The organism is Paenibacillus sp. B46(2026) (assembly GCF_056786355.1).
Genome location: NZ_CM165907.1, coordinates 5,766,196 through 5,784,302 on the forward strand (window position 1 = coordinate 5,766,196; position 18,107 = coordinate 5,784,302).

The following is an 18,107-nucleotide window of genomic DNA, read 5'->3' on the forward strand; positions in this document are numbered from 1 at the left end:
AACTCAGACATCTGTAATTTATTATTTCAGGTCTTTCATGGCTACGCCGTCCATATCTTCGAACGTCTGATTCTCACCAGCCATCGCCCAACAGAACGTGTAGTTGCTTGTGCCCACACCACTGTGAATGGACCAGCTTGGCGAGATGATTGCCTGACGATCACGTACAACCAGATGCCGCGTTTCGTTTGGCTCACCCATCATGTGGAACACAACGCCGTCTTCAGGCAGATTCCAGTACAAGTATACTTCGGAACGGCGGTTATGGGTATGTGCAGGCATGGTGTTCCACATGTTACCTTTGTCGAGTTCGGTAATGCCCATCACCAACTGACAACTCTGAATTCCACCTTCTCCTTGGTGAATGTAACGATAGATCGTACGCTCATTGGAAGTTTCGATGCTGCCCAGATGATTCGGCTGAGCTTGTTCTTGCGTTGCTTTTACTGTTGGATAGGTGTGATGAGCCGGTGTGGATACAAAATAGAATTGAGCAGGTTGAGCCTTGTCACTGCTCGTGAACACAACTTCCTTCACACCTCTACCGATGTAGAGACATTCCTTCGCTCCAATCTCATAGCCTTGTCCGTCCGCTGTCACTGTTCCGTGACCACCGACATTAATGATACCGATTTCACGACGCTCCAGGAAAAAGTTCGTTCCGATATCTTTCAGGTTCACTTCAAGGGTAATGTCCTTGCTCTCAGGTACAGCCGTTCCCACAATATAACGATCCACATGAGAATATACCGTTACCAATTCATCGGTTGCAAACAGTTGCTCCATCAAAAATTCCTCACGCAGGCGAGATGTATCATACGTTTTCACTTCATTGGGATGTGCAGCATAACGATTTTCCATTATTAATCCATTCCTTTCGTCATTTAATTTAGTTGGGATTGAGTTTGATAATGTTCATATAAGTTCATTTTAGTTCATTATGTATCTTTTGTGTACCTTTATTTTCGAAAAAAGAATTTTGTTCCGGGCCCTCGGCATAGACAACAATGATGCTGACAGGTAATCGATCCCCCTCGTAACCCTGATGTGCTCTTACAACCTTCTCGAAGCGAATATAACAATCCCACCATGATTTTCTAATCTCTGGATCAAAAAATTCCTTTAAGATGTTTTGCGCCTGTACTTTCAAACATCGGATGACATTCGAGGAAATAATCCAGATTGGTTTTCCAACCATCATAACGCATTCTTTATGTTGAGTTTTTCTATGTCTTATGTACTACTTTAATAAGAGAACCTTCCCCTCGATACCCGATTCAGCCGCTGCAATAGCCTGTTGAACATTCGTTAGTTCATACGTCGCCCCATTGTTTGCCATGACAAGCCTCCCTGCTCTGATCAGCTCCATCACCTCATGAAATACCTGTTCCCAGCGTTCTTGCGAACAGCGTTCCACCCAATGCTTTAACCAGAAAAGTTTCACATGAACTTGTGTTCCCCGGGTTACTTCATGCCATAACGGTGTGATCCCCGAAAGCAGTCCTACACTGATGACCGTACCATTTGGCTTAAGACAACTGACCAACTGTTCCCCGTCTGTCCCTCCAATACAATCCACGGCTGCATCAGCACCGCACCCCTCTGTTAATTCCGTCATTCTAGCCTGTAGCAACTCTTTCGTCGTATTGATAACAGAAACTGCTCCAAGACGATACAGTTCAGCAGTATGACGATCACCTCTTGTAAGCGCAATCAATTTAAACCCATAGATTTTTGAGATCTGTGCAAAGATTCGTCCGATCGCAGATCCCCCCGCATTCACAATCAAGGTATCACCATACGTAAGATTAAGCATCTCTGTACAGATCAACCAAGCCGTAATCGGGTTAATATAGAGCTGACTTGCTGATTGATCATCGATATCATTAGGCACAATGATTGTATTGCGATTCAAAGTCTTCACGACGTCCTGCCAAGTATTCTCGCCTTTCAAAGGCAAGACACGGCGCCCCAACATTTGATTGGATACTCCCGGCCCTACTGCTTCTACTATCCCCACGCCCTCAAACCCGGGAACAGCTGGTAATCGGGTACGATGCGGGTAAGCTCCTCGAACAGGAATAATATCGGAGGGATTAATAGGCCGAGCATACATCCTCACTGCTAATTCACCGGGCCCAGGTGGTATCACATCTTTTTCTTCCATACATAACACTTCACTTGGTTCGCCAAAACGATAATAACGGATTACCCTAGCTTTCATTGGTACATCTCCTAAAATAATTTTGCTAAAATAGCTCTAGCTAAAATATTGAATATATTGACAGAGTGTATAACAATAGTATCACTGGTAAATTATTTCATCAACGACTTATTATGATATAATCCAACTTTTTTTTCGATAATATATTCGATAACTTCTGCTTAGAAAAAAAAAGAGCCCCACAACCTTGAATTCCAAGGTCGTGAAGCTCTTTCATCATATAAATTAATGTGCAACAGCATTGTTAAGCATGATCCAGATCGAACCAATCACGATAGTCATCATGATCAGCAAACCGAAGATAAGAGCCATCACATTCCAGCGTGGTTTCTCTGTTTCACGGATATGCATGAAGAAGAAGAGTTGAACCACAAACTGAAGTGCCGCTGTGCCAAGAACAACAATGAGTGTTCCTGTTCTTTCCATCATATCATTGAGAACCACCACAAGTGGAATGATTGTCAGAACGACGGACAGGATGAAGCCGATGACATAAGACTTCAGTGAACCATGTTGCTCATGACCGTGGGAATCATGTGAGTTGTGCTCTGACATCTACATCACCCCCATGAGATAGACGATCGACAGGAGGAAAATCCATACGACGTCCAAGAAGTGCCAGTACAAGCTGATGACGTTGATTTTACCGCGAGTAACATCGGTAATACCACGTTTTTTCAGTTGTAACATAAGTCCAATCATCCAGATCAGACCGAGCGATACGTGAAGTCCGTGAGTTCCCACAAGGGTGAAGAATGCGCCAGAAGCAGCACTCGTTGTAAAGCTAAACCCTTCGTGAATCAACTCAATAAACTCATATACTTCCAGTGCGATAAAGCTTGCACCCAGAACGGCTGTTACCGCCAGCCAACTGATTAATTGTTTTACTTTGCCTTGATTCATCGCCAGTACGGCAAGTCCGCTCGTGAATGAACTTGTGAGCAAGATAAATGTTTCGGCAATAACACCAGGCATTTTGATCAATTCAGACAAAATCGGTCCGCCCGCCGTATTGTCACGCAACACAATGAAGGTTGCGAACAATACGGAGAACAGGATAACGTCAGAAATCAGGAAGAACCAGAATCCGAGAATTTTCATTTCCTGTGGATCATGATGTCCATGGTCATGACCATGTGCATGATTCTCACCGTGCTTAGCGGCTGCTTGAGCCATCTATACCGACCCCCTTAACGACGCTTCGGTACGCTTAATTTCGTCGACCGGAATATAATAATCCGTATCGTATGAGAATGAACGGGCGATCATGCAGATCCCTACGCCAGCGAGTCCGAGAATTGCCATCCAAAGCCATCCGAAGACAAAGCCGAAACCGGCGATGAACCAGAAGACAGACATGATGAACGGAATTCCAGAGTTCTTCGGCATATGAATCGGCTCAAGCGGTTGCTCTGGCGGATAGATGCCTTTGGCACGACGTTCTTTCTCTTCCCACCACTCATCAATATCATCTCCGCGCGGTGTAACGGCGAAGTTGTATTCAGGAGCTGGTGAAGGAATTGACCACTCCAGCGTACGGCCATCCCATGGATCGGCAGGAGCTTTGAGTGATTTGTATTTACGAATACCGTCTGCGATTTGCGCTACTTGGAACAGGAACCCGACACCCATCAGGAATGCCCCGATTGTAGATACGAAGTTCAATTCCCACCAGCCAGTATCCCAGCCGTAAGTGCTCAGACGACGTGTCATACCCATCAAGCCGACAGCGTACTGCGGCATGAAGCAGACATAGAAACCAATATTCCAAGTCCAGAATGCCCATTTGCCCAGTTTCTCTTCGAGTTGGAAACCGAACATTTTAGGCCACCAGTAATACAGACCTGCGAAGTATCCGAAGACAACGCCACCGATCAATACTTGGTGGAAGTGGGCAATCAGGAAGTAACTGTTGTGGAACTGGAAGTCAGCAGGCGCAACGGATAACAGAACGCCTGTCATACCCCCGACAATAAAGCACGGGATAAAGGCAAGTGTCCACATCATCGGAGTCGCCATGCGAATCCTTCCTCGATACATGGTAAATAGCCAGTTGAATATCTTAACCCCTGTTGGAATAGCAATCAACATCGTAGTTACGGCGAAGAATGCATTCACGTCTGCTCCAGAACCCATCGTGAAGAAGTGATGCGCCCATGTGAAGAAGGACAGGAAGCTGATGATCAACATTGCAAATACCATCGACTTGTAACCAAACAGTTTTTTCCGAGAAAAGGTACTTACAATCTCGGAGAACACACCGAATGCCGGCAAGACGACAATGTATACCTCAGGGTGACCCCACATCCAGATCAAGTTGATATACATCATTGGGTTACCGCCCAAATCAAGTGTGAAGAAATGCGCCCCGGCAAACCTGTCGAGGAATAGCAATGCAAGTGTCACGGTCAAGATTGGGAAAGCGAACAAGATGATAATACAGGTGGAGAATACCGACCATGTGAACATCGGCATTTTCATCCATCTCATGCCTGGCGCACGCATTTTAATGATGGTAACCAGGAAGTTGATACCGGTAGCCAGGGAACCGATACCTGATATCTGTATACCCCATATATAGAAGTTCTGTCCTACCCCCGGACTGTGCGACAGCTCCGATAGAGGCGGATAACTCAGCCATCCCGCATCCGGTGAACCACCGATAACGAAGGACAGGTTAAACAGCATTGCGCCCAGGAAGAACAACCAGAAGCTGAGTGAATTCAGGAACGGGAACGCAACGTCTCTTGCTCCGATCTGTAATGGTACGATAACGTTAAATAGACCAAACATAAATGGCATCGCCATGAACAGGATCATGATTGTGCCGTGAGTTGTGAAGACCTGATTATAGTGTTCAGGATTTAGAAATTCATTATTAGGCATAGCCAGCTGAAGGCGCATCATTAGCGCATCCACACCACCACGGAATAACATGATAATGGAAGCGATGATATACATGATACCGATCTTTTTGTGATCGACAGTCGTTAACCAGTTACGCCAGAGCCAGCCCCATTTTTTGAAATAAGTTAGCACCGCTACAATAGTAATCATGGTAATTCCGATAGCTACCATCGCACCATAAATGAGCGGATCACCGGTTACGAAAAACTCCGATGCAAACTCTTTAAGTCCCTCTAACATTGGGGGCCTCCTTTCGAATCTTTAGTTAGCACTCTTGTCCTCGTCTTGATTGGACGTATCAGTTGCATCTTGAATGGCTCCAGAAGCTTCGTTTGAAGTTCCATGCTTGCTGTGAGCACTTTGACCATCTACAACATACTTGGTTACGATATTTTGGAACAATCCTTCTGGGAAGGCAGAATAATAAGCAACATTGCTTGTTCCTGGTTCAGCCAGTGCACTGTAACCTTCTGTAGTCAATGGCTGAGAATTCTGTTTCACATCAGTTACCCATTTGTCAAAATCTTCGTCCGATGTAGCATTCACATCAAAACGCATTTCTCCAAAATGCTCACCTGTGAAGTTAGCACCGGAACCCCAGTACTTACCTTCATGATCTGCCTGCAGGTACAAGGTCATCGCCATACCCGACATCGTATAAATTTGTCCTCCAAGTTGCGGAATCCAGAACGAATTCATTGGTGAATCCGCAGTGAGTTCAAATTTCACGGGCCGATCTGCCGGAATATTCAACGTGTTGACCGTTGCAATCCCTTGCTCAGGATACATAAACAGCCATTTCCAATCCAGTGAAGACACTTGAATGGTAATAGGTGCTTTCTCAGAAGCCAGTGGCTTCGAAGGCTCCAGATCATACGTGTAACGAATCGTAACAATCGCAAGCAGTCCAATAATAATAATTGGAACCGTCCACCAGATTGCCTCAGCCTTTGTACTATGAGACCAGTTAGGCTCATAAGCAGCTTTGTTATCCGGCTTGTCGCGGTAACGCCATACGATTACGGCAGACAAAATGAGTACTGGCACAATAATGACAGCACACAAAATTGTCGAGATGACAATCAAATCTCTCTGCGAAGCGCCAATTGGTCCCTTCGGATCCAGAACAACGTACTGCCCGCCTGCCAGCATTGGCCAGACAATCAATGCAATTGTAACCAACGTCAGGACAACCGGAATGATGATCCGGGTTAGCGACCTAGGTTTCTTGTTCATTTTGATCCCCTCTCCTTAAATTCGCTCATACTGAAAAATCAGTATACTACTCTCTTCCTACTAAAGATATCAGAAATGAACAACTTTTTTGTTCTTGTTAACAAATTTGTCGATTTTACACCTTAAATGTGTGAATTTTTTCTCACAAATCGCTTGCGTGGTTGATATTTGCTTATTGTAATCTTTACACATCAAGTCACAAAATAAAGCCCTTTGCAGTCCCGTTGAACAATGTCAACGAATCCGCAAAGGGCTTTATTGACTGGATTCCGGGTACTTATCCAGTCTTATTATGAACGAGTAAACGCAGGATTATAATCAATCGGCGCCTTCGTCTTCCCGGCGTGTATGAACAAGGCCAATCGCTTTGGCAATAACGTAAATAAACACACTACCTACAAGGAATCCAATACCGACCATCAAGCCAAGATTACGATCGTTAAATTCATTCAGATTGAACAGACACATGATCACTCCCGTAATGAGTGCGACCCATGCCAGAACTGTCATCGTCAAGACGGCGCGCCGCATATTTTTGTCTTTGCGCTCCAATTGGCTAACCATTGCTGTCTTCGATGCCATAGTAAACACTTCCTTTTCCCTTTTTGTAAGTGCTTTCCTTATACCAATATACCACATCAATATGAATTTTAGTCAACAAATGTTCAAATTTCCTTCGCAATTTGGACACTTTATTTTAAATTTACCCGTTGACAAAACATTAATCATTTCTTTCTTACTTCTTATAACCCAAAAACCGTCTCTTCATAACAGAAAACACACTTGACCTTATGAAACCTTTATGAACTACTCATTTTCATCTGTGAAATAACAAAAAAGACGGCGCATCAGAATACTCCAATGCTACCGTCTTTCTCATTTTTAATTCCCTTAAACCCTGCCATTGAATCTATTGGGGATTGTGTTCGTTCCGTGTTTCCAACCAATTATTTTTGATTACATTCTGATACCAGTAATAGCTCTCCTTCGGTGTTCTCACAAGCGAACGATAATCCACATGAACGAGACCGAAGCGCATACGATAACCTTCTGCCCATTCGAAATTATCCATCAGTGACCAAGCCATATATCCTTTTAGGTTAATACCGTCGTTAATGATGCGGTGAATTTGAGCCAAATGCTGCTCATAATAGGCAATCCGGCGATCATCATTAATTTTGCCATTCTCCAGGTCATCATTGATGCAGGCACCATTCTCCGTGATATACACATCCACATTGCCGTACTTTTGCAAGTAATGCATGAATTCATACAACCCGCGTGATTCCACTGGCCAGCCAATATCGGTCTTGGTCAAGCCCATGTCGACTTCTTCCGATTGCAGAGCGCCTGCTTCTGGATTGAAGCGATTGATTCCCATCGTGTAATAATTGATTCCGAGCAGATCGATCGGTTGCGAGATGATCTCCATGTCACCTTCTTGAATAGGCACGGTAGCACCCGCTTCTGCAAACCAATCCACCATAAACTGCGGATATGAACCTTTATAGATCGGATCGAGAAACCAATCGGTATTAAGCGCAATTGATCGGTCACACGCAGCCTGATCTTCAGGTGATTTGCTGTACGGCTCAGCCCAGCATACGTTGGGTGCGATACCAATCTGTCCGGTTATGCCCATCCGACGGAAGGATTGAACAGCTTTACCGTGAGCAACCAGCAGTCCATGAGCAACATTGATTGATGTTTGCAGGTTTTTGTTTCCTGGCGCATGGATACCAAGAAGGTTCGACAGGAACGCGATACACCATGGTTCGTTGAATGTCAGCCAAAAGTTGATTTTGCCTGAGAATTCTTTGAAAATCACTTCGGCATATTTGACGAAGGCATCCACGGTTCTGCGGTTCCCCCAGCCCCCGTCATCCTCCAGCGTTTGTGGAAGATCCCAGTGATACAGGGTGAGAAACGGCTCGATGCCAGCCTCCAGCAATGCATCCACGAAGCGGTGGTAGAAGTCCAGACCTTCTTGATTGATCTCACCATCTCCGTCAGGAATAACACGCGGCCAAGCAATGGAGAATCGGTACGTATTAATCCCGAGTTTCTTCATCAATTCGATATCTTCCTCATACCGGTGGTAGCTGTCACACGCGACATCACCATTGTCTCCGTTATATACTTTGCCAGGCGTGCGCGCAAACGTATCCCAGATGGATACCCCACGTCCACCCTCCTGAGCCGCTCCTTCTATTTGATAGGAAGCTGTTGCTGTCCCCCAGCGGAAATCTTTCGGAAATTGAAAAATCGTCATGGTTTACTCCTCCGTCTCATGATGACACGCGGATCGTCTGTCCTGCGGTCATGGTTAAAATAACTACATAATCGCCTTGCGGCGTAAGCTCTGACTTGGCTTGTTCATGTCCTTCCACGCGCAGGGGATAAGCACTGCGAATGGTCAGCGAGTCATTTCGATCTGCCTTAATGACCGCTGAAGCAAGCTTGTTGTCCGCCCATGTCATGCCCACTGTATACCCACCTCTTGCACGAAGCCCTTCAACACGACCTTGAGTCCAGAGGTCAGGCAGTGCAGGTAGTAAATGCAACTCGTTCAAGTGGCTCTGCAATAACATCTCGGCCATTCCAGCCGTACCTCCAAAGTTTCCATCGATCTGGAACGGTGGATGGTCGTCAAACAGATTCGGATGCGTGGATCGGGCGAGCAGTGTGCGTACAAACTGATGTGCCTGGTTCTTATCCAGTAGTCGTGCATACAGATTGATCAACCATGCGCAGCTCCATCCTGTATGCCCGCCACCTTGTGAGATACGACGTTCAAGCGACACCCGTGCAGCTTCCACAAGTTCCGGTGTATGCACGCGGTTAATCTGCTCCCCCGGATACAGTCCATACAGATGGGAGACGTGTCGATGCCCTGGCTCAGATTCAGCAAAATCCTTAAACCACTCCAGCAATTGCCCTTCGCTTCCAATTTGGAATGGATAGAGTTTGTCCATAGCCTCACCCCACGCGCTCGCCAATGGCTGATCTACATCCAGTTGCTTGGCGGCCTCAATACAGCGGCTGAACAGTTCACGAATTAATGTCATATCCATCGTTGAAGCCATGGATATACTGCGCGCCTCTCCTGCTTCTGTCAGAAACTTGTTCTCTGGTGAAGTGGATGGAATCGTGACCAGATAACCGTCAGGTCCTTCCACCAGCCAGTCGAGACAGAACAATGCAGCCTCTTTCATGATGGGATATGCACGCTCCTCTAGAAAACGCTGATCCCTGGTAAATTGGTAATGCTCCCATAGATGCGAGGTCAGCCAGACACCGCCCATCGGCCAGAATGCCCAGCTCGCGTCTCCGCCTGTAGGCGTAGAGGTTCTCCAGATATCCACGTTATGATGCGCAGTCCATCCACCGGCTCCGTAGAGAATCCGCGCTGTTCTGCGCCCTGTATCACTGAGATCTGTCAGCATATCAAACAGCGGCTCATGACACTCACTGAGATTGCAGACTTCTGCCGGCCAGTAATTCATCTCGGTATTGATATTGATTGTGTAGTCACTGTGCCACGGCGGCTCCACCTGATGGTTCCAGATTCCCTGCAGATTGGCTGGCTGGCTTCCCGGGCGTGAACTAGCCATTAACAGATATCTTCCATATTGAAAATAAAGTGCCTCAAGCCCAGAGTCTTGTTTCCCTGCTTGATAGGCTTGCAATCTTTCATCTGTAGGTAATTCGGCGTTAGCCGATACACCTAGATCAATAGAGACTCTGTTAAACAACGCACTATGATCTTGAATATGTCGGTCACGAAGCGCTTCCGCGCCATGTGTGATCGCTTTGGAGATCATATCCTTGCATTCCTCTTCCAATACAAAATGATTCTTCACAGGCAACACATCGTAACTTTCAAAGGACGTAGCTGCAGCGAGATAAAACACAACCTGATCAGCACCCTGAATATGTAGCTTGCCTTCCAGATTGGAGACCTTCACCTGCTCGCCTGACGCCGTAGCTGCTACACGCACAGCATATGCCGTTCCCCGATCCTCCTCATAAATGACAGATTCCGGGTGATCCCTGAAGTAATTGGACTCCACATGACTTGGGCACCGACTGAACATGGTTAGTGCATCTCCCGAAGTCTCAACGCGATAAGGATGGGGACTGTCTAGCGTAACACTTACATTCACAGCGCCCTTCCGATCAGCAGTCAATATGCAGACCATCAGATCATCCACAGCACTGGAATACACTTCACGCACATATCGAGTTCCTTTCCATGAATACGCCGTGGTTGCAATACCTGATTCAAGATCAAGCTCACGCTCATATGCATCATACGAAAGATCATCCAGACCTTCATGGTGCAATAGTAAATGACCCATCGGCTGGTAAGCCTCCACATCACGGCCAAGCATTTCACGGTTTAACAAATCCTCAGCATCACCATACTGTCCTGACATGATCAACTCACGTGTCTGTTTCAAATACCGTTGGCTGCTGTATTGAATCGTATCCCGTGGAAATCCTGACCATAATGTATCTTCATTGAGCTGAATTCGTTCATCTGCTGCGCCACCGTACACCATGCCTCCAAGACGGCCGTTCCCGATGGGGAGCGCTTCTTCCCAGCGTTTTGCCGGTTGTCGATACCATAGACGATTGATTTTAGTTTGATTATTGTGTTGGGACATGATTAGCTCCTGTTCCTGAATAAGCAGTAAAATTCTCGTGTGCATAAAACGTTTTCGGTAAGTGCTTACAATAATAAAATTATATGTGATTTCAAAATTTGCGTCAATGTATATCATCACATCATCCATAAAAAAAAGGCCCCTTACAGGGCCTTTCCTTGTGCAACCATGGATTGCAAACCATCCATATTATTTTACGTCTTTTCCTGTCCACAGAGAGACACGTTCCTTAACCCAAACCGTAAATTGTTTCTCCATATCAACTGCACCAGCTTTGTCCAAATCAGCCAGTAAAGCATCATATGTTGCATCAAAGTTTGCTGGTGTAGTCAGAACAGCTTCCGGAATCCGTTTACGGATGATATCCTGCGTTTTCTGGAATGTTACTTCATAGTCTGTACCGGAAGGCACTGACATGTTATATGCTGCGCCCCAATCCTTAACTGGCAGATCTTCTTCAGCCGGATAGAATTCTTTCCAGGTCGTGATCCCGTAAGCTTTCAGTGTTTCTTTCTCGGCAGCTGTGTAACCAGCTACAATCTGCTCTGGGAAGTTCGTTGTGTAGTAGTTATCCGTTGAATCTTTTACACCATCACCGTATCTTGCGCTAAATACGTTGTACATCCCAATTCCTGTTTCCTTACTGAAATTGGAGTTGTCATTCGTTTTACGGTCCTGGACGTCATCTGGAATCACGCGTTTACCATCTTCTACGTTGTAATGTTCACCTTCGATACCCCAGTTTCTCAGAACTTGTCCTTCATCGGAAGCAAGCCAATCCATGAATTTGATGATACGCACCGGATCTTTGGCCGAAGTTGTGATCCCGATGCCATAACCGTCAAATCCGGCTGGTTGGAACGTGTGATCCACAATTTCATCGTTAAGTGATACAGAGAAGTGAGCGTATGTGGCATCATCCTTGCCCGATGATTTGAGCGCGTTCTCCGCTTCTTGATAATTCCACTCTTGGTCAATCAGACCGAGTACACGGCCACTGGCAATTTTGGACTTGTATTGGTCATCCTTTTGAACAAATGCATCTTTGTCCAGCAGGCCTTCATTGTACATTTTGTTCAACCAGCGGAAATATTCTCTTTCCTCTGGACGTTTGTAGTGCAGTTTTGCTTCATACGTTTCAGGGTCAATGTAATATTCACCATCATCCGGTGCACCTGTTGCCTGGAAAGCCGGATTCGTTACCGTGATCATGATCTTCCAGTCATCTGCATTTAATGTCAATGGAATGGTTGGTTGACCATCAATCGTTGGATGTTTTTCATAATAGGCTCTGAGTACGTTTTCGTAATCCTCAAGTGTCTTCACTTCAGGGTACCCAAGCTCTTTCAATACTCTTTGCTGAATTTCGAATCCACCTGTAGCGTCAAACGTAACATTATCGACACCCATATTGGTTGGAATGGTATATATCGCTTGATCTTCGAGACTGTATTTCAAACGGTTCATCTGTTCTCCATAGATTTTTTTCAAATTGGGAGCATGCTCCTCAATCAGATCCGTGAGATCCAGCATCGCACCTGCATCCACAAGTTTAGATAAGTTACCTTTAGGGTAGATCATATCAGGAAAGTCACCACTGGCAGCCATAAGCGCAATCTTCTGGTTACCACCATCGTTTACATCATACTCGGCTTCAATTGTAACGCCTGTTTGCTCCGTGATCTTTTTACCAACAGCATCTTGCATCTTGTTCCAGGTTGGACTAGCATCCGCTCCGAAGAACGTTACTGTAATTGGTTCGGTTCCGCTGGACTCTGCAGTCTCTTTGGTTCCCGAATTCCCACAGCCAGCTGTGACCAACATCGCACTTGCGAGCATCAACATTGCAAACGTCTTGGGTGTATTACCTTTCATTTTGCCTCTCATTGTCTAGTTCCCCCTATTATTTATGAAGGTTTTATCTGTATAACAGGCTTTACGCCTGAGGATACCACTTTTTTGAATGCGCTTTCGATACAGTCCATTCTAGCTTTTTGTAAAGCTCCGTTTCAAATGGTTTAAGCGAAATAACAATTCGGCTAACATTTATAAAACGTTTTCGTAATAACTATAAAACGCTTACTGAAAGTGCTTACATGATAAATTATATGCTATCCACCACCTTACGTCAACAACAAAAAAAGCCCTTTCTCAAGGGCTTTTTTTGCAATGAAAACCATTGGCTTTTATGACTTGTTTTCAATCTTATTTCACATCTTTTCCAGTCCAGAGAGCTACACGTTCCTTGATCCAAACAGTATATTGTTGCTCCATCTCTACCGCACCCGCTTTATCGAGTTCAGCCAGGAGACCATCATATACACTGTCAAAGTTCTCAGGTTTGGCAAGGATGGCTTCCGGAATTCGTTTACGGATGATATCCTGCGTTTTCTGGAACGTTACGTTATAATCCGTGTCAGAAGGTACTGGCATGTTATACGCTGCGCCCCAATCTTTCAGCTTCAGGTCCTCTTCAGAAGGATAGAAATCTTTCCATGTTGTAATGCCATAGGCTTTCAAGGTTTCCTTCTCAGCTGCAGTGTAGCCTGCCTGGATCTGCTCAGGGAAGTTCGTTGTGTAATAGTTATCCGTGGAATCCTTTACACCGTCACCGTATCTAGCGCTAAACACGTTATACATGCCAACGCCAGATTCTTTCGTGAATGCGGAGTTATCATTGGTTTTACGATCTTGTACGTCATCCGGAATGATGCGCTTCCCATTTTCGACTTGATAATGTTGACCTTCAACGCCCCAGTTTCTCAGTACCTGGCCTTCATCAGAAGCAAGCCAATCCATGAACTTGATGATCCGTACCGGATCTTTGGCCGAAGTTGTAATCCCAATGCCGTATCCATCAAAACCTGTCGGCTGGAATGTATGGTCCACAATGTCCTTGTTCAGGGACACGGAGAAGTGGGCATATGTTTTATCGCCACCGTTAGACGATTTCAAAGCATTCTCCGCCTCACCGTAGTTCCACTCCTGGTCGATCAGACCAAGTACACGGCCACTGGCAATTTTGGATTTGTATTGGTCATCCTTTTGAACAAATGTGTCTTTGTCCAACAGGCCTTCATTGTACATTTTATTCAACCAGCGGAAGTACTCTTTCTCCTCAGGACGTTTGTAGTGTAGAACGGCTTCATATGTCTCAGGGTTGATATAATACTCACCATCATCCGGTCCACCAGTAGCTTGGAACGCCGGGTTCGTTACCGTAATCATGATCTTCCAGTCGTCTGCATTTAATGTCAACGGAATAGTCGGTTGACCATCAATTGTCGGATGTTTTTCATAATACGTTCTCAGTACGTTTTCATAGTCCTCAAGCGTTTTCACTTCAGGGTAGCCGAGCTCTTTTAATACTCTTTGTTGAATTTCGAATCCGCCCGTAGCGTCAAATGCAACGTTATCTACACCCATATTGGTCGGGATCGTGTAAATGGCTTGATCATCCAAGCTGTATTTCAGACGATTCATCTGGTCGCCATAAATTTTCTTCAGGTTTGGCGCATGCTCCTCAATCAGGTCAGTCAGGTCCAGCATTGCGCCTGCATCCACAAGCTTAGAAAGGTTGCCTTTGGGATAAATCATATCAGGATAATCACCACTGGCAGCCATCAAAGGAATCTTCTGGTCGCCACCATTATTCACATCATACTCAGCTTCAATTGTAACACCCGTTGCCTTTGTAATCTCTTGACCGACAGCATCCTTCATGTTATTCCAGTTCGGACTTGCGTCTGCACCAAAGAATGTAAAGGTTACTGGACTGGTTGTATCTCCGGAATCAACCGGCTGTTCTGAAGCGGTCGTTCCTCCTCCGCTGCATCCTGCAGTAATTGCAAGAGCACTGGCTAACAGAAGCATTGCGAATGTTTTTGGTGTTTTGCCCTTCATGTGTAATCCCCCTTATGGATATTAATGAAGCTGTATATTTGTATAACAGGCTGACCTGCACATACCGTGACCAGATGAAACAAATGTAATTTTCTTGTTTTTATAATATTAGAAGCGTTTTCTTAAAAAAGAAAAAAATGTTCTTCTTGCCTTACTTCCTCTTCATCCTGCAAATATTTACATTGAGATTCAGGTGTATGCCACGTGTTGTACAAGCAAATGTAAGTGCTTTCATATTTGAATGATAATCGCTCCTATATCCCTTGTCAATAGTGAATTTATAAAATTGAAAACGTTTTTTAGAAAACGTTTTAGATAAAAAAAGAACCCAGATATTCCGGGTTCTTTTTCGTTTTTAATCTGATTTGCTAATCGTTTATTTAGCTTCTTCACCGCTCCACAATTGAACACGGTTTTGAACGAGTTCTGTGTATTGTTTCTCCATATCCTCTGCGCCTGCTTGGTTCACTTCTGCAATCATGCCGTCATAGATCGCATCGAACTGTTCAGGAGTACTGAGAATGGCTTCCGGGATACGTTTCCGAATGATATCCTGTGTTTTCTTGAAGATGACGTTGTAGTTGGAGTCACCTGGTGTTGGCAGATTGTATGCTGCTCCCCATGGTTTGATTGGGAACTCATCTTCACTTGGGAACAGGTCTTTCCACGTCGTAGCACCGTACGCTTTGAGTGTTTCTTTCTCTGCATCGGAATATGCTGCCACGATCTGTTCAGGGAAATTCGTAGTGTAGTAGTTATCCGTTGAATCCTTCACACCGTCTCCATAGTGACCTGACATATTGGTGTACAGTCCAATACCCGTTTCTTTCTGGAATACAGCTGCATTATTGGTTTTCTGATCCAGAATGTCGGCAGGAATGACACGTTTGCCGTCCTTCACTTCGTACTGTTTGCCCTCAATTCCCCAGTTCATCAGCACTTGCCCTTCTTCAGAAGCCAGGTAATCGAAGAATTTGATCGTACGAACCGGGTCAGGATTCGATGTTGTAATCCCTACACCCCAACCGGATACAAAACCAGGGTCTTGGTAGGCATGATCCTTGATATCTTCGGACAGGGTTACCGGGAAGTGTGAATACGTTGCTTCATCCTTGCCCGCAGATTTCAGTGCATTTTCTGCATCGGAATAACCCCAATCCTGGTCAATGACACCCAGAACACGTCCACTTGCAATTTTGGATTTGTATTGGTCTGTTTTCTGGATAAAGCTGTCCTGATCCAGCAATCCAGTGTTGTACATATGGTTCAACCAGCGGAAGTACTCCTTTTCCTCTGGACGTTTGTAATGCAGACTTGCTTCATACGTCTCTGGATTGATGTAGTATTCACCGTCATCCGGAGCTCCTGTTGCCTGGAAGGCCGGGTTCGTTACGGTAATCATGATTCTCCAATCATCCGCGTCCAGTGTTAACGGGATCGTTGGCTGACCATCAATCGTTGGGTGTTTCTCTTTGTACGCCTTCAGTACATTCTCGTAATCCTCAAGTGTACGCACTTCCGGGTATCCGAGTTCTTTCAGTACACGATGCTGAATGCCAAATCCACCGCCTGCATCAAAGTACTTCTGGTCTACCGCATAATACGTCGGCAGCACATAAATAGCCTGATCTTCATTACTGTATTTCAACCGGTCCATGTAATTACCATACAGCTTCTTCAGATTGGGAGCATATTGGTCGATCAGATCTGTCAGATCGAGCATTGCTCCGGCATCCACCAGTTTGCTGAGTTCTCCTTTGGGGGAGACAATATCCGGATAGTCTCCGCTCGCCGCCATTAAGGATATTTTATCTTGACCACCACTAACGGCAAATTCACCGTTAAGGGTTATCCCTGTTTTTTCCGTAAGGACTTTACCTACTTCATCCTTCATGCCATTCCAGTTCGGACTGGGGTCAACGCTGAAGAAATCAAAAGTAAGTGGAGTTGTCTCTGCACTTGTATCCTTGAACGACGTATCACCGCCGCTTCCTCCACCGCAACCTGCGAGTAAAGACATTGCAAGCACTGGTGCCAGTGCAATCTTCATTTTGGAACCTGCCATAATGGTAATCCTCCCTGTTTCATATGTCTGTCTTATCCGGGACTTTTTTGTCCCTGTCTATAGCTTCATGAATACCACACCGCAGCCCTATACGGTGAAGCGCAGACCAAATGGCTGCGCTTCGGGTATCCTGATGCTTCATTTGTAGATGTACGGCCGCTCTATTTGGCAGCCTGTACCCACTTGTTTAACCTTTTACTGCGCCCAGTGTCATACCGCCAACAAAGTACTTCTGAAGGAATGGATATACAATGAGGATTGGAACCGTTACAACGATCGTAATCGCCATTTTGATCGATTCCGGTGAAATCTGTGTCATTTGCTGCGCCATATCATTGGCATTTCGTCCAGCACCTGAGCCTTGCTGTGTACTTTGCAATACTTTCATCAGCTCATATTGGAGCGTGGTCAGATGTGCCTTTGAACCATTATACAGGTACGTATCGAACCACGCATTCCATTGACCTACAGCCAGGAACAATGCGATGGTAGCAAGCACTGGTTTACACAGTGGCAAGATGATTCTGTAATAGATTGTAAAGTCATTCGCTCCGTCCAGCTTCGCGGATTCCTGCAATGAGTATGGCAGGCCATCAATGAATGAACGGATGATGAACACGTTAAATGCACTGATCATGCCAGGCAATACATATACCCAGAATGTACCGATCAGGTTCAAGTCACGCATCAGAATGTACACCGGAATCAGACCACCGGAGAAATACATCGTGAGCGCGAGCGTTGTGGAAACAAATTTTCTAAGTCCAAAATCAGGTCTGCTCAGTGTAAAGGCGATCATGGATGAACTGATCAATCCGAGCACGGTACCTACAAGTGTACGCAGAATGGAGATCTGCAAACCTTGTAACAATCCATCATATTGGAAAATCGTTTTGTAGTTCTGTAATGTGAATTCGCGAGGCCACAAGTATATTCCGCCACGTACTGTATCTGTCGAGTTATTGAGTGAGATGGCTAGTACGTTAAGGAATGGATAAAGTGTTACAACCAGCACCATGGTCATCGCGAGGATGTTGAATATATCGAACAGTTTATCGCCCCGAGTAGCATTGAATGCTTTGTTCGCCATAATGTCGTCCCC

The 18,107-nt window shown here is 45.3% G+C and carries 14 protein-coding genes; all 14 read right to left on the minus strand.

The window, feature by feature from the left end; all coding sequences use genetic code 11:
- Window positions 1–21: 21 nt before the first annotated feature.
- The 14 genes from kduI to AC1S8V_RS25695 all read right to left on the minus strand — a co-directional run bounded on the left by kduI (window position 22) and on the right by AC1S8V_RS25695 (window position 18,095).
- The gene (gene kduI / locus AC1S8V_RS25630; RefSeq protein ID WP_036606918.1) at window positions 22–861 is read right to left on the minus strand and encodes a 5-dehydro-4-deoxy-D-glucuronate isomerase; all 840 of its coding nucleotides are present in this window, start codon (window positions 859–861) and stop codon (window positions 22–24) included.
- 64 nt (window positions 862–925) lie between these two features.
- On the minus strand, window positions 926–1,150 hold the full coding sequence (locus AC1S8V_RS25635; protein ID WP_482071276.1) for a hypothetical protein: 225 nt from the start codon (window positions 1,148–1,150) through the stop codon (window positions 926–928).
- A 90-nt stretch (window positions 1,151–1,240) separates the two neighbouring features.
- Window positions 1,241–2,224, minus strand: coding sequence for a zinc-dependent alcohol dehydrogenase family protein (locus tag AC1S8V_RS25640; RefSeq protein ID WP_482071277.1), 984 nt, complete (start codon window positions 2,222–2,224; stop codon window positions 1,241–1,243).
- Between the two features lie 225 nt (window positions 2,225–2,449).
- Window positions 2,450–2,779, minus strand: a complete 330-nt coding sequence (gene cyoD, locus AC1S8V_RS25645; protein ID WP_036606914.1) for a cytochrome o ubiquinol oxidase subunit IV — start codon at window positions 2,777–2,779, stop codon at window positions 2,450–2,452.
- Window positions 2,780–3,400, minus strand: a complete 621-nt coding sequence (cyoC, locus tag AC1S8V_RS25650; protein ID WP_036606911.1) for a cytochrome o ubiquinol oxidase subunit III — start codon at window positions 3,398–3,400, stop codon at window positions 2,780–2,782.
- Window positions 3,401–5,371, minus strand: a complete 1,971-nt coding sequence (locus AC1S8V_RS25655) for a cbb3-type cytochrome c oxidase subunit I (RefSeq protein WP_482071278.1) — start codon at window positions 5,369–5,371, stop codon at window positions 3,401–3,403.
- A 21-nt stretch (window positions 5,372–5,392) separates the two neighbouring features.
- Window positions 5,393–6,367 (minus strand): ubiquinol oxidase subunit II, encoded by a 975-nt coding sequence (cyoA, locus tag AC1S8V_RS25660; protein WP_482071279.1) that lies wholly within the window; start codon window positions 6,365–6,367, stop codon window positions 5,393–5,395.
- Between the two features lie 318 nt (window positions 6,368–6,685).
- Window positions 6,686–6,949, minus strand: a complete 264-nt coding sequence (locus AC1S8V_RS25665) for a hypothetical protein (RefSeq protein ID WP_482071280.1) — start codon at window positions 6,947–6,949, stop codon at window positions 6,686–6,688.
- 328 nt (window positions 6,950–7,277) lie between these two features.
- Entirely contained in the window at window positions 7,278–8,639 is a 1,362-nt protein-coding gene (locus AC1S8V_RS25670) for a GH1 family beta-glucosidase (RefSeq protein ID WP_482071281.1), read from the minus strand.
- A 16-nt stretch (window positions 8,640–8,655) separates the two neighbouring features.
- Window positions 8,656–11,037 (minus strand): glycoside hydrolase family 95 protein, encoded by a 2,382-nt coding sequence (locus tag AC1S8V_RS25675; RefSeq protein ID WP_482071282.1) that lies wholly within the window; start codon window positions 11,035–11,037, stop codon window positions 8,656–8,658.
- Between the two features lie 189 nt (window positions 11,038–11,226).
- Window positions 11,227–12,924, minus strand: coding sequence for an ABC transporter substrate-binding protein (locus AC1S8V_RS25680; protein ID WP_482071283.1), 1,698 nt, complete (start codon window positions 12,922–12,924; stop codon window positions 11,227–11,229).
- A gap of 318 nt (window positions 12,925–13,242) precedes the next feature.
- A complete protein-coding gene (locus AC1S8V_RS25685; RefSeq protein WP_482071284.1) occupies window positions 13,243–14,940 on the minus strand; it encodes an ABC transporter substrate-binding protein in 1,698 nt (565 codons plus the stop codon).
- A gap of 376 nt (window positions 14,941–15,316) precedes the next feature.
- Window positions 15,317–17,005 carry an ABC transporter substrate-binding protein gene (locus AC1S8V_RS25690; RefSeq protein ID WP_482071285.1) on the minus strand — a complete coding sequence of 563 codons (1,689 nt, stop codon included), beginning with the start codon at window positions 17,003–17,005 and terminating at the stop codon, window positions 15,317–15,319.
- Window positions 17,006–17,192: 187 nt separating this feature from the next.
- The gene (locus AC1S8V_RS25695) at window positions 17,193–18,095 is read right to left on the minus strand and encodes a carbohydrate ABC transporter permease (RefSeq protein WP_036606894.1); all 903 of its coding nucleotides are present in this window, start codon (window positions 18,093–18,095) and stop codon (window positions 17,193–17,195) included.
- Window positions 18,096–18,107: the final 12 nt, after the last annotated feature.